Here is a 13,392-nt window from a genome sequence, read left to right as displayed (position 1 = left end):
AGGTGCCGTGCGCCACGCCCGGTAGTTCCTGCGCGCCCGTAGCGCCGCACCCATGAAACACGTCGGTGGCGTCCAAAGCCTCAACAGTGCCGATCACGCCACGCAGGTCGCCGCGCAGCGACCGATAAGTCTCAATAAATCTCAACCCGCGCCCCGCCACGGTGGCGCACGCTTATGCTCCTGGCTCTTTCATCGAAGCGATCCGCATGCCGCCGCTCAAGACCTCCACCCTCGCCCTGGCCCTGCTGGTCGCTCTGGCCGGCTGCAAGCCCGCCAATGAGAGCCACGCCCCCAAGCAAGCGACCACGCCGGCCGCAGCGCCGCACGCGCAGGCGGCGGCGGTGCCGACGCTGGACGTCAGCGCGTTGGATGCGTCCACCAGCGCGTGCCAGGACCTGGATGACTTCGTCAACGAAAAATGGCGCAAGGCCAATCCTATTCCGGCAGATCGCGTCAGCTGGGGCGTCAGCGACGTGCTGGTGGAACAAAGCCTGCTCACGCAGCGCGAGCTTGTCGAGAACGCAGCCAAACAGGCCGGCGCACACACCGATCCGGTAGCCAGCAAGATCGGCATGCTGTACGCGGCGGGCATGGACGAAGCCGCAATCGAGGCCGCGGGGGATCAACCGATCCGGCCGCAACTGCAGGCCATCGCCGCACTGAGCTCCGGCCAGCAGGTGGCCGAGTACATCACCAGCCGCTACGTCGAAGGCGACGGGCAGGTCTTCAACTTCGGCGCCGGCGCAGACTTCCGCAAGGCGGACATGCAGATCGCCTTCGCCACCGAGGCCGGCCTGGGATTGCCGACCAAGGAGTACTACAGCGCCGCCGAGTACGCGCCCATCCGTGCGGCGTATCTGGACTACATCGCCAAGTCGTTCGAACTCACCGGCAGCGCCAAGGACGCAGCGCTGGCGCAAGCCAACGATGTGCTTGCGCTGGAAACGCGTCTGGCGGCCGCATCATTGAGCCGGGTCGATGCACGCAAGCCACAGAATCAGTACCACTTCGTCAGCCTGGCCGAGGCGGACAAGCTGACGCCGCACTTTTCCTGGACGCGGTTCTTCGCCGCCCAGGGCGTGGACGCAGGTTCCGGCTTCTCGCTATCGCAGCCGCGCTTCTTCGCAGAATTCGACCGCCAGCTCGCCAGCGCCCCGATCGCGCAATGGCAGGCCTATCTGCGCTTTCATACCATCGACGACGCATCCAAACAGCTCAGCAAGGTCTTCGTCGACAACAACTTCGCGTTCTACGGCAAGACCTTGTCCGGCCAACCGGAACAACAGCCACGCTGGAAGCGTGTGCTGCATAGCGTCAACAGCAGCATGGGCGAAGGCCTGGGCCAGCTCTACGTGGCCAAGGTCTTTACGCCCGAGGCCAAACAGCGCGCCGGCGAACTGGTCGACAACATCCGCGCTGCGCTCAAGGCGCGTATCGAGAATGTCGATTGGATGAGCGCGCAAACCAGGGCCAAGGCGCTCGCCAAGTGGGAAACCTTCCTTCCCAAGATCGGCTACCCCGACACCTGGCGCGACTGGTCCGGGCTGGAGATCGTTCCCGGCGCGTACTACCGCAATCTGCAGGCGGCGTCCAAGTTCAACTATCGCTACGACATCGCTCAGATCGGCAAGCCCACCGACCGTACGCGTTGGATGATGACGCCACAGACCGTCAACGCCTATTACGACCCCAGCACCAACTCCATCAACTTTCCGGCAGGCATCCTGCAACCGCCGTTCTTCGACGCCAAGGCCGACGATGCGCTGAACTACGGCAGCATCGGAGCCGTCATCGGGCATGAAGCCACGCATGGCTTCGACGATCAGGGCAGCCAGTTCGATGGCGCAGGCAACAACGTCAACTGGTGGACGCCGCAGGATCGCAAGGCCTTCGAGCAGCGGGCCGAAGCACTGGTCAAACAGTTCGATGCCTATACCCCACTGCCCGACCGCCCCGACCTGCACGTCAATGGCAAGCTCACCCTGGGCGAAAACATCGCAGACCTGGGCGGCATCAATGTCGCCTACGACGCCCTGCAGAGCGCATTGCGTGCGCATCCGGAGCAGGCCGTCACCATCGACGGCTACAGCCCGGATCAACGCTTTTTCCTGAGCTTCGCATTGAGCTGGCGCGGGCAGGTGCGCAAGCAGCAGCAACTGGTCTATCTGGCCAGCGACCCGCATGCGCCCGATCACCTGCGTGCCAATGCCTCGCCCTCCAACATGCCGCAGTTCGCCCAGGCATTCTCCTGCAAGGCAGGCGATGCGATGGTGCGCCCGGACAAGGACCGCGTGGTGATCTGGTAAGCGGCTGCAAGCGCTTCCACCAACGCGCTGTCCGCACAGGCCCGCATCCGCGGGCCTGTCGCGTTCATGCCGACGGCGCGCGACACGGACGAGCGGGCGTTGCGGCCTGCCTGCGCAGCCTCCGGCCTTGCTAAACTCCGCCGACTTTACTCTGGCCACCCTTCTTCTCGATGCCCACCATTCGCCCGCTTGCCCTCGCTCTTGGCTTCAGCCTGATCGCGCTGCTGTCCGCCCCCGACGCCGACGCCGCTCGCAAGAAGAAGGCCGCCCCCAAGGCGCCGGCCGTGTCCGCCGCCTGCACCAACTTCTACGACTACGCCAATGCCAGCTGGCTGAAGGCCAACCCGGTGCCGCAGACCGGTGCGGTAACTGCACTGGGCCAGCTGTCCGACCGAGCGCTGCAGCAGCAACGCGAGTTGCTGGACGCCGCGATGAAAACGCCGCAGGGTAATGTGCAGAAACTGCTGGGCGATTTCTGGGCCAGCGGCCTGGACGAAGCAGGCGTCGAAAAGGACGGCTCCAATCCGATCGCGCCGCTGCTCTCGCGCATCGACGCGATCAAGAAAGCCAAGGACGTGCCTGCCTCGATCGCTGCGCTGCACCAGGTGGGCATCCCGGTCGGCTTCAACTTCGGCCCGGACGTGGACCTCAAGGCGCTGGACCGTCATATCGGCTACTTCATGCAGGGCGGCATGGGCCTGCCCGACCCGGCCTTCTACACCCGCACCGATGCCGACACCCAGGCGCTGATGGGCCGCTACCGCGCCTACGTCAAGCAGATCCTGGCGCTCACCGGCACCGCCGCCGACAAGCTCGACGCCGACGCCGCTTCGGTGCTGCAGATCGAAACCGCACTGGCACGTAGCGCGCAGTCGGTGCAGGGCATCAACAACCCGTTCAACAACTACGCCCCGATCGCCACCAAGGAGCTGACCAAGCAGTACAAGAACCTGCGCCTGGCCGACTTCCTGGAAGCGCAGGGCGTCAAGGACGACCTGGTGTCCATGGCCGACCCGGCCATGTTCAAGCAGCTGGACAGCATGATCGTCAGCATCAAGCCGGAACAGTGGAAGGCCTACTTGCGCTGGCGCGTGGGCGATGCCATGGCGCCGTACCTGTCCAAGAGCTTCCACGATGCCGAATACCAGTTCCGCGGCCGTTTGTTGCGTGGCGACGCGGTGCCGCCGCAACGCTGGCAGCAGGTGCTGGACGCGATCAACGTGGCTGCCGGCCCGATGCTCGGCCGCGAGTACGTGGCGCGTTACCTGAGCAGCGACACCCGCCGCCAGGCCGAGGCCATCGCCGACCAGGTGCGCGATGCGCAGCTGGCCGCGCTGGACCGCACCGGCTGGGGCAATGGCCAGGCGGTTGCCGAAGCCAAGGCCAAGCTGGCCGCGACCAAGATCGAAGTCGGCGCGCCGCGCCGCGATCTGGACTACACCGTGCAGCCGATGGGCCGCGGCAGCTTCGGCGGCAACATGCTGATCGCCTCGACCTGGCGTCACCGCGAGGAAATGAAGCGCATCGGCAAGGGCAATGCCGACCGGCGCTGGGACGCGCTGCCGCAGCAGCCCGCCGTGGCCTACGACATCGCGCAGAACCGGCTGATCGTCACCGCCGCGGTCCTGCAGGCCCCGGTGCTGGGAGCCGGCAGCACCCCGGCCGCCCAATACGGCGCCTACGGCGCACTGGTGGCGCACGAACTCACCCGTGCCATCGATGCCAAGGGCGCGCTGGTCGATGCCAAGGGCGAACTGCGCAACTGGTGGACCCCGGCCGAGAAGGCACTGTGGACCCAGCTGACCGGCAAGGTGGCCAACCAGTTCGCTGCCTACCCGTACCCGGGCGTGCCCAATGCCAAGGTCAATGGCACCCAGACGGCCGAAGAGAACCTGGCCGACCTGGCCGGCGTCGAACTGGCCTGGCAGGCCTTCAGCAAGGCGCAGCCGGCGGCCACCGAGGCCGACAAGCAGGCATTCTTCACCGCCTGGGCCGGCCTGTGGGCGCAGCAGCTGTCGCCGAATGAAGCGGTGCAGCGCGCCAGCGCCGACATCCGCGCACCCGGCCAGTGGCGCACCAACGGCCCGCTGTCCAACCTGCCGGAATTCGGTGCGGCCTTCAGTTGCAAGGCCGGCCAGCCGATGCAGCGCGTGGATGCGGAGCAGATCAAGATCTGGCGCTGATCCATCTCGCAGGTGGCAACAGAAAGAGCGCGGAATCCGCGCTTTTTTTTGTGTCCACCGCCGGCGAAATTCCGTAGGAGCGGCCCCGGCCGCGACAGGCACCACCGGTAGAGCCCCATCGCGGTCTGGGCCGCTCTTACGGGGTTATGTGGATTCCGGCAGCGTGCCGCTTCGCTCAGCGCACCACGCGCAGCGGCGGCTTGCGCCCCTTACGGCCGCCCTTGCCACCACCGAACGGCGGCTGGCCGCGCCAGTAGCGGATCATCAGCCAGCCGAACAGCATGCCGCCCAGGTGCGCGAAATGCGCCACGCCCGGCTGCCAGCCGGTTGCGCCCAGGAACAATTCGATCGCACCGAACACGATGACGAAGGTGCGTGCCTTCATCGGAATCGGCGGAAATAGCAGCATCACGCGCTGATTGGGGAACAGCATGCCGTAGGCCAGCAGCAGACCGAACACGCCACCGGATGCTCCGACCACCGGCGCACCGCTCTGGGTGAACCAGGCCATCAGCAACTGACACACACCGGCGCCGGCCACGCTCACCAGGTAGTAGGTCAGAAAGCGCTTCTGGCCCCAGGTCTGCTCCAATGGCGCACCGAACATGAAAAGCGCCAGCATGTTGAAGAACAGATGATTGAAGCCACCATGCAAAAACGCGTAGGTCAACAACTGCCAGGGCATGAAGCTGGCGCCCGGCGAGAACGCGTCGAAGCCATTGGACAGCGGCCACAGCATCAGCCATGACAGGACGCTATCGGATGGCAGAACGCCAGCGCCCAGGTCGCCCACAGCCCATTGCAACAGGAACAGGCCGATGTTGGCGATCAACAATGCTTTGGTGACGGGCGGCAATTGAGGCATGGCGGCATCCTTCGGAAGGCTGCCCATGATAGCGGCAGGCTTATGAAGGCCCCCACACGGCCGCATCCAGCCGTTGCGCGGCCGTGGCGCGCCGCACCCGCCCCTGCATCACCTGCACGCCTTCGGCACGCAGGCGCTGGCATTGCTCGCGATAGCCTGCCGAGCCTTCGGGCAGCGCGATCCGCCCATCGCTGCGCAATACGCGGTGCCAGGGCAGCTGCGGGTCCTCGTTGCCGCTGAGTACGCGCGCCACCAACCGCGCACGGCCCGGCAGGCCGGCGCGCCGGGCGACTTCCCCGTATCCGGCGACCTCGCCTGCGGGAATCGCGCAGATCACCTCGAGGATGCGCAGCCGCGCCTGCTCACCGGACAGTGCCTCTCCCTTGGAGGCGGCTCGCCTGGCCGGGCTGGCAGGTGGGGGCGGCATTGAACGGTGAGAGGTAGACATCGCGCAAGCATGCCAGCTGACGGGCATGGGTGTGCGTATCGAATCCTTCCGCGCGAAGGGAGGTGACAAGCCTCGCAATGGAAGAACTGCAAGCCCTTCTCCACTCGGGAGAGGGTTGGGGGTGAGGGTAAGTGGCGGCGAAGCTGCCCAGGGTGGAAAGGACACGAGGCTGCGCCCGTACCCTCATCTGCCCCTTCGGGGCACCTTCTCCCCATGAAGGAGGACAATGTCCCGCAGGGAGAAGGGGTGTCGTTCGAGCCCCTTATCCCTCCCGCAGGGAAAGGGGCTTTGATTCCCCGCTACCGTCCACACCCACTCAATGCATCAACACGATCTCTTCGGACGAGGTGGGATGGATGGCCACCGTCTCGTCGAAGTCGCGCTTGGTGGCGCCCATCTTCACCGCCACCGCAAACCCTTGCAGCATCTCGTCGGCGCTTTCGCCCAGCAGGTGCACACCGACCACGCGCTCTTCGTCGCCCACACAGACCAGCTTGAACAGGCTGCGCTGCGGAGCGTCGGCCAGCGCATGCAGCATCGGACGGAAATTGCTGCGGTACACGCGCACCGCACCGGTGTAACGTGCGCGCGCCTGCTCTTCGGTCAATCCCACGTGGCCGAGCGGCGGATGCGAAAACACCACGCTCGGTACGTTCTCGTAATCCATGCGCGCATCGGGCTGATTGCCGAACAGCCGATCCATCAACTTGCGCCCTGCCGCGATCGCCACCGGCGTCAGCCCGACCTTGCCCGCCACATCGCCGATCGCGTGGATCGTGGGCACGTTGGTGGTCTGCGCATCGTCCACCAGTACCTCGCCCTTGTCGCCCACTCTCACGCCGACTGCCTCTAGCCCCAGGCCAGCGGTATTGCCGCGCCGGCCCACGGCGAAGAACACCTTGTCGAAAACGTCGTTGCCCTGCTCGCGGGGGTGCAGCGGATGGCCGTGCACACGCAACCCGCCCTGCGCATCGCGTTCCAGGCCGGTGGTGGTGAACCCGAAGTGCAGGCGCACGCCCAGGTGGCGCAGATTGTCGGCCAACTGCAGGGTGAGCTCGGCGTCGAAGCGCTCCAGCAAGCGCTCGCCCTGCACGTAGAGATGCACACGGCTGCCAAGCGCCTGCAGCAGGCCGGCGATTTCCACCGCGATGTAACCACCGCCGATGATCGCCACCTGCGCCGGTGCATGGCAGAGATTGAAGAAATCGTCCGATACCTCGCCGTGTTCGGCACCGTCCACGTCCGGGCGCACGGGATGCGCGCCGGTTGCGATCACGATGTGCTCGGCGGTCACTGCGATGCCATCGCCGCCCATCACGGTATGGCGGTCCTGCAGGACGCCGCGCTGCGGAATCAGCACCACGCCGTCTTCGTTGAGGCGACGCCGATAACTGGCGTGGATGTTGGCGATATAGCCTTGCCGGTGCGTGACCAGCTCCTCCCACGCCAGTGTCGGCCGCGGCACGTCGAAGCCGAGGGCGCTGGCCAGTTCGATCTTGCCGGCCAGGTCAGCCGCCAGCCACATGGCTTTTTTCGGCACGCATCCGAGATTGACGCAGGTGCCGCCAAGCTCGCCAGGCTCCATGATCGCCACTCGTGCGCCATGCCTGGCGGCACGAAATCCTGCGGCCAGACCGCCGGAGCCGCCCCCCAGAACCAGCACGTCGTAGTCGTAACGCGCACTCATGCCTCACGCCCCGCCCGGTCGCGATGCGGATGCAGCGCAGGTGCGCGGCCGGTGATCAGATCGGTCATCAGTTGTCCGCTTGCAGTGCTCTTGCCGATTCCGAGCATGCCATGTCCGGCTGCGAGCCAGACGTGAGGACGGCCCACTATCGCGCCCAGCACCGGTGCATCGTTCCAGGTCGTCGGCCGCCACCCTTGCCGACGCCCGATCACCACCAGCTCGCAGGGCACGTGCAGGTACGTGTCCGCCGCACGCTCCAGCGCCGCCAGGCGCGTGACAGTGAGCTGGCGTCATGGCAGGAAGCGCGCCGCCTGGTCCTCCAGGCGCTGGCGCCTATCGCGCAGCAACGCCGCACGCCTGCGCGCTGGACTGCCAGTCGCACGCACTCACCGGTGCACAAAGCGCAGCAAGGACACGCACCGCCGGCCCACTTCCACCGGCACCGATCACCGCCACGTTCTCGCGCCCGCCAGCCGCTACTGGCTACGCGCCTGGCCGCGCCACATCGGCGGAACCCGCAGATAGGTTGCGCTGCGCCACAGCCATTCCACCGGCCCGAAGCGGAACCAACGCAACCACCACCGGCTCACCACCACCTGCACGGCGAACAACCCCACCGCGAACGGCAGCTGCCACACGCGCGGCAGCTGTTCGAAATAGCCCAACCCGTAGCCGTAGAAAATCCAGGTGCACAGCAGCGACTGCAGCAGGTAGTTGCTCAAGGCCATGCGCCCGGCAGGCGCAAGCCAGTCCAGATGCGATGCGAAACGGATCACCCACGCCGCGTAGCCGAGACTCATCAACGGCCCTGCAACCAGTGCCAGCGCGAAGGCCGCGCACACCCGCATGCCCAGGTCCGCCGGGTCCATCCACGGCGCCAGCGCGTAACTCAGCAGCATCACCCCCAATCCCAACGGCAAGGCGCCGTAGCGCAATACGCGGAACAGGCGCGGGAAGCGGTCGGGCGCGGCGATCGCACCGCTGCGCACGAACCAGCCGCCCAGCAGAAACATGCCGAGCATGGCCGGGCCGTTGATGCTGAGCCCGCTCAGTGCATGGCGCAGATCCTGCCAGCGCTGCGCGGTGGCCTGCAGATAGCTGCCGCTGCCGAATGCGGCGCGTTGCGCCTGCACGTTGGCCACGCTCTGCTGCGCCACGTCGGCCATGGCGGCCTTCCACTCCGCCGCCGATGCCGGGTCGGCCTGCAACATCGCACTGACGAGACCGGACACCAACGCCAATGCAGGCGCGCCGGCGTAGACCAGCGCGGCCAGCCATGGCAATGCCGCCACCGGTGCGCTGCGCGTGCTCAGCAGCACTACCGCCAACAGCGCGTAGGTCACCAGGATGTCGCCGGACCACAACAGCAGCGCGTGGACCAGGCCGATCGCCAGCAAGCCGGCGGTGCGGCGCAGATACATTCCGTAGAAACCGCGCCTGGCCTGTTCGGCACGCTGCGCCATCACCGCAAAGCCCATGCCGAACAACAGCGAAAACAAGGTGTAGAACTTGCCCTGCACGAAGAAGTAGACCAGCGCATCGGCCAGGCGGTCGGCGCCGTGCCAGTGCGGCTCCACGCCGCTGATGGCCAGGTCGAGCGGGCCGACGAAGGCTTCGATATTCATCAGCAGGATGCCGAGCAGCGCAAACCCGCGCAGCACATCCAGCACGGCGATGCGTTCGTGTGCGGCAGTGGGTAACAGCAGGTCGCGTGGCGTCATCGCAGCTCAGACATCAGGGCGCACGGTGGCCGCGCACAATGCAGACGGCCCGCCGAATGGCGGGCCGTCGGGGACACGGCCCTTATCGAGCGCGTCAATCGGGCGTTGCGCAGCAAGCAGCGGGCATCGGCCAAGCCTGGGCGCCTGGATGCAGGCGTGGCACCGGCCGAACCGGACCAGCCGCCGTCGCCCACGCATGGTGGCGCAGGCGTGCTGTTCGCGGTGTTCGGGAAAGCTGACAAGACGTCGTCAACAGTCGCCAGGTGGGTGCCGGCGGCGCGGCGGAACCAGTGTGAACGAGGGCACCTGCCGATTCCGGACACCGGCCACGCCCGCCTGGCGGCTGCGCAGTCGCTTTGGCGGCCGCTGTCAGTGGTGATGTCCGCCGTCGCCGTGGACATGCCCGTGGTCGCGCTCTTCCTGCGAGGCCTCGCGCACTTCGATGATCTCCACATCGAAATGCAGGTCCTTGCCGGCCATCGGATGATTGAGGTCGACGTCGACCACGCTCATGCCGACCTTCTGCACGGTGACCGCGCGCGGGCCGAAATTGGTCTGCAGCACCACCTGCGTGCCCGGCACCAGCTTGGTGGCACCAAAGTGCTTCTTGGGCACGCGCTGGCTCAGGCCTTCGCGGTATTCGCCATAGGCCTCGGCAGCCTTGACGTCGACGCCGAAGCTTTCGCCGGCTTGCTTGTCCATCATGGCCGCTTCCAGGCCGGGAATGATGTTGCCGTGGCCGATCAGGATCGCCAACGGATCGCGCTCCTTGGAGCTTTCGATCGGCTCCTGGCCGATCTCCGAAACGGTGTAGTGGAAGCGGACGACGCTGTCTTTTTCGATCTTCATGCGTGGCTCTGGATGAGGCTGCCCGGTGGCAGAGGGTGAAGGACGGCTTGTCGGCCGCCGGGTGCGCCGCCATCATGGCGACCTTCCGAACCGCCCATTATCCCGGCTCCATGCATATCACGCCAGTTTTCGCCGCTCGCACGCACCGCGCGACGGCCTGTCTGCTGCTGGGCCTGCTCCTGCTGGGCGGCTGTTCGTCAAAGCCGCAGGTGCGACGTCCGTCCGCTCCGCCGCCGTCGGCGCGGGTGTGGCCGCAGGTGACGCCGGCCAACCCGGCCGCCGCCAACGACATCCTGATGCGTGCCCTTGGCTTGGTCGGCACGCCCTACCGCTACGGCGGCAACACGCCGGACACCGGTTTCGACTGCAGCGGATTGGTCACCTACGTCTACAAGGACGTGCTGGCGCTGTCGCTGCCGCGCACCTCGCGCGACCTTGCCGCCATCCAGGGACCGCGGATTTCACCCGAGAAGCTGGCAACCGGCGACCTGGTCTTTTTCGGCTCCGGTGGCAGCGTGACCCACGTCGGAATTTATGTGGGGGAAGGCCGCTTCGTGCACGCCCCGACCACTGGCGGTACGGTCCGCTTGGATTTTCTCGACGGAGCTTACTGGCGTGACCATTATTCAGGTTCGAAGCGGGTTTTGCACTGAACTGTGACGCAAATCACAAGTCATAAAACGGAAAGTTAACTTTTTTTGAACGTAACGATTCGTTCACCAGGGCATCATCCCGCATCGACAGCAGAATTGTGATTCCCGCGTGACGAACGACGAACAGATCAACCCTGGCGCCGCCCCGCTTCCGCTCCGGAAACCGCTCCGCCTGCTTTGCGCCACCGCCCTCTGGATTGCCGCACTGCCCGCTCTGGCGCAAACCGCCAACAGCGCCCCATCCGCTCCGCAGACGACCACGCCAGACAGCGCCGTCGCCGCCGAGAAAGCCGCTACCCGCAGCCGCGCCGACGCCGCTGCCACCGCTACCCTGGCAGCCCTGCTTCCGCACCTTGCTGCCAACGACGCCATTCCGTTGATGGACCGTTCGGCGATGTTCGCCGGCGACCTCAGCCGCCTGCTCGCCAACTACGACGTGTCGCAGAGCGCAGCCAACGCTGCCCAGAACGCCGTGGCCGATAGCCGCGTGCAGGTGATCCTGCAGCGTGCCATGGCCCTGCTTGGCACCCCGTACGTCTGGGGTGGCGAATCCACCGAAGGCTTCGACTGCAGCGGCCTGGTCGGCTATGTGTTCAAGACCGCGCTGGGCATCGACCTGCCACGCGTCTCGCGTGACATCGCCCGCGACGAATCGGCCGAACTGATCAAGGACCCGAACGCGCTGAAGGCTGGCGACCTGGTGTTCTTCGGCAAGCGCGGCCGCATCGATCATGTCGGCCTGGTGGTCGGCGACGGCAAGTTCCTGCATGCGCCCAGCCGCGGCAAGGACGTGCGCGTGGATTCGCTCGCCAGCGGCTACTGGAGCGAGAAGTTCATCCAGGCGCGCCGGGTGCTGTAACGTCCCGAGCGCTCTGCGTCGACGATAGAAGGCCGCGGCACTCCCGCGGCCTTTTTTATGCGTTGCGCGGCGCAATGCAGGCGCGACATCGGTCATGTGACTGCCATGTGGCAACGCCCTCTGCCATCGCTGGCGCCCCCTGCCAGTAGAGCAAAGCGGGCCAGGCAGTCGAGCGATGCATCCATCGCTCGGCTGCCGCCGGCCAGAGCATCGCCAGCCCCGCAACCTATCGATCAACCCGAGGCATCGGCCTTGTAATGGGCCATGGTGTCCTCGATGCCCTTGCTCAGCTCCATCACCTTGAGCGCGTACTCGGCCAGGCGCTGATCTTCGGGCGTATCCGGCCGCCAGGAAGGCACTTCCACCGGCGTGACCCCGTCCGGATCCATCGCCACGAACACGATGATGCAGTGGGTGCACAGGCGCGAGTCGCCGCCCATCGGGCTGCGCGCGCGCACGTCGATGGCGAAATGCATGCTGCTGCGCCCGGTGTAGACCAGCTTGGCCGACACCGCGACCAGATCGCCGATACGCACCGGCGCCACGAAGCGGATACCGCCCACCGCCACGGTCACGCAGTAATGCCCGCTCCAGCCGCTGGCCGCGGCAAAGCCGACCTGGTCGATCCATTTCATCACCACCCCGCCGTGCACCTTGCCGCCGAAATTGACGTCGCTGGGCTCGGCCAGGAAACGAAATGTCAGATCACGCTGTTGGCCAATCACTGCACGCTCTCACCAGGTTGATGGGCTGGAAAGTGTGCCATGTGCACCCCGGCTCGCCTACGCGTCGATGCGCAATGCGGCTGCGTCGGTCGAAGAACAGCTCGCGGCGGACATTGCAGATCGCGGCTCGCGCGCGATCTGCCCTGCAGACAGTCGGACCGATAACGCGCTTCCATCGCTGCCCGCTTGGGCCAGGATCTTCAGCGGCGCCGTGCCACAGACCACGGAGGGACGGTCGGCCGGGGCGCGCCACGATCAGCGGGCGACAGCGCCCACGTTGTCCTGCTTGCGAAGACATAGCCAGGGAAAGTGCGGCTGTCGCCGTCTGAGCAATCGCCCAAGTCGCGCGGCGGGCCGGCGCGGATCGAACAGCCAGTGCACCTGGAATGGGTCGAAGGTGGCGTAGGTGTGCTGGTGGTACTGCCCGGCCAACGCCGGCACACCCAGCCCGGTGAAATAGCGCAGGCTGCGCGCGGCGCTCTCGGCGGCGCGCTGTCGATCCGCATACAGGGGGCTGTCGAGAATATGCAGTTCGCCGTCATCGCGTAGCTGGGCGAGCAGGTGACGTATCAGGGCGGCCGGATCCGGGAAGTACTGGATGCAGGCAGGCACCACGATCACATCGAATGCGTCGCGTGACAGCGCCACGGTCTGGATATCGGCGGCGACGAAACTGACACGTTGCTCGTGGCCGAACACGCGTGCGGCCTGGGCGAGCTCGGTGCGGTTGACGTCGACGCCGCAGACATCGCGTTGCAGCGCCCGTGCCAGCAGGTGCGACAGCCAGCCGTTGCCACAGCCCAGTTCCAGGATGGCGCCCTCGCCCGCCTGCGTGCGCAGGTGCTGCACCAGCAACGCGCTGGACAGCGCGCGCACTTGCCATTCGAGGCTGGCACCCAATGTGCCGCCCGGATGCGGCAGGCTGCGGACCTGGGCATCGGTATACACCCGGCCTTCCTGCCGCCGCACCTGCAGGTAGCGGTCCTCGAACGGATCCGCAGCCAGGCTGCGCTGCACGAACACGCCGTCGACCATCTCCAGCTCGTTCACTTGCGCCAGGCGCTCGCGCAGCACGGGAAATCCAACCGTCATCGGC

The 13,392-nt window shown here is 66.5% G+C and carries 11 protein-coding genes, 1 other RNA gene and 1 pseudogene; 4 read left to right on the top strand and 9 right to left on the bottom strand.

Annotation, left to right across the window (positions count from 1 at the left end):
• Positions 1-206 precede the first annotated feature (206 nt).
• Together ACCQ05_RS08010 and ACCQ05_RS08005 are read left to right on the top strand one after the other, a co-directional pair.
• Positions 207-2,306 carry a M13 family metallopeptidase gene (locus ACCQ05_RS08010; RefSeq protein WP_372393464.1) on the top strand — a complete coding sequence of 700 codons (2,100 nt, stop codon included), beginning with the start codon at positions 207-209 and terminating at the stop codon, positions 2,304-2,306.
• A 170-nt stretch (positions 2,307-2,476) separates the two neighbouring features.
• Entirely contained in the window at positions 2,477-4,489 is a 2,013-nt protein-coding gene (locus ACCQ05_RS08005) for a M13 family metallopeptidase (RefSeq protein WP_372393463.1), read from the top strand.
• 175 nt (positions 4,490-4,664) lie between these two features.
• Here the strand turns inward: ACCQ05_RS08005 and ACCQ05_RS08000 are convergent, their stop codons facing one another.
• From ACCQ05_RS08000 to ACCQ05_RS07970, 7 genes and pseudogenes are all read right to left on the bottom strand, one after another.
• Positions 4,665-5,354: a rhomboid family intramembrane serine protease gene (locus ACCQ05_RS08000; protein ID WP_104540219.1), complete on the bottom strand. Its 690-nt coding sequence runs from the start codon at positions 5,352-5,354 to the stop codon at positions 4,665-4,667.
• Positions 5,355-5,394: 40 nt separating this feature from the next.
• Positions 5,395-5,781 (bottom strand): MGMT family protein, encoded by a 387-nt coding sequence (locus ACCQ05_RS07995; protein ID WP_372393462.1) that lies wholly within the window; start codon positions 5,779-5,781, stop codon positions 5,395-5,397.
• Between the two features lie 337 nt (positions 5,782-6,118).
• The gene (gene gorA / locus ACCQ05_RS07990; protein ID WP_228962691.1) at positions 6,119-7,489 is read right to left on the bottom strand and encodes a glutathione-disulfide reductase; all 1,371 of its coding nucleotides are present in this window, start codon (positions 7,487-7,489) and stop codon (positions 6,119-6,121) included.
• Positions 7,486-7,776, bottom strand: a pseudogene (locus ACCQ05_RS07985) (FAD-dependent oxidoreductase); the annotation flags it as partial. The gene gorA and the pseudogene ACCQ05_RS07985, both read right to left, overlap by 4 nt.
• Before the next feature lie 189 nt (positions 7,777-7,965).
• On the bottom strand, positions 7,966-9,210 hold the full coding sequence (locus ACCQ05_RS07980; RefSeq protein WP_372393461.1) for a DUF418 domain-containing protein: 1,245 nt from the start codon (positions 9,208-9,210) through the stop codon (positions 7,966-7,968).
• Between the two features lie 233 nt (positions 9,211-9,443).
• Positions 9,444-9,518: non-coding RNA, sX9 sRNA (locus ACCQ05_RS07975), on the bottom strand.
• 61 nt (positions 9,519-9,579) lie between these two features.
• The gene (locus tag ACCQ05_RS07970) at positions 9,580-10,059 is read right to left on the bottom strand and encodes an FKBP-type peptidyl-prolyl cis-trans isomerase (protein ID WP_228962689.1); all 480 of its coding nucleotides are present in this window, start codon (positions 10,057-10,059) and stop codon (positions 9,580-9,582) included.
• Between the two features lie 110 nt (positions 10,060-10,169).
• Between ACCQ05_RS07970 and ACCQ05_RS07965 the strand changes: the two genes are divergently transcribed.
• Together ACCQ05_RS07965 and ACCQ05_RS07960 are read left to right on the top strand one after the other, a co-directional pair.
• On the top strand, positions 10,170-10,712 hold the full coding sequence (locus ACCQ05_RS07965; RefSeq protein ID WP_372393993.1) for a C40 family peptidase: 543 nt from the start codon (positions 10,170-10,172) through the stop codon (positions 10,710-10,712).
• A gap of 109 nt (positions 10,713-10,821) precedes the next feature.
• Positions 10,822-11,571, top strand: coding sequence for a C40 family peptidase (locus ACCQ05_RS07960; RefSeq protein WP_104540170.1), 750 nt, complete (start codon positions 10,822-10,824; stop codon positions 11,569-11,571).
• Positions 11,572-11,804: 233 nt separating this feature from the next.
• Here ACCQ05_RS07960 and ACCQ05_RS07955 read toward each other — a convergent pair whose 3' ends face one another.
• Both ACCQ05_RS07955 and ACCQ05_RS07950 read right to left on the bottom strand, forming a co-directional pair.
• On the bottom strand, positions 11,805-12,296 hold the full coding sequence (locus ACCQ05_RS07955; protein WP_104540169.1) for an acyl-CoA thioesterase: 492 nt from the start codon (positions 12,294-12,296) through the stop codon (positions 11,805-11,807).
• Between the two features lie 255 nt (positions 12,297-12,551).
• Positions 12,552-13,388, bottom strand: a complete 837-nt coding sequence (locus ACCQ05_RS07950) for a class I SAM-dependent methyltransferase (protein ID WP_372393460.1) — start codon at positions 13,386-13,388, stop codon at positions 12,552-12,554.
• Positions 13,389-13,392 lie beyond the last annotated feature (4 nt).

The sequence above is a fragment of the Xanthomonas sp. NCPPB 3582 genome (genome assembly GCF_041475735.2).
Classification (GTDB): Bacteria; Pseudomonadota; Gammaproteobacteria; order Xanthomonadales; family Xanthomonadaceae; genus Xanthomonas; species Xanthomonas codiaei.
This window is presented reverse-complemented; position numbering and strand designations above follow the sequence as displayed.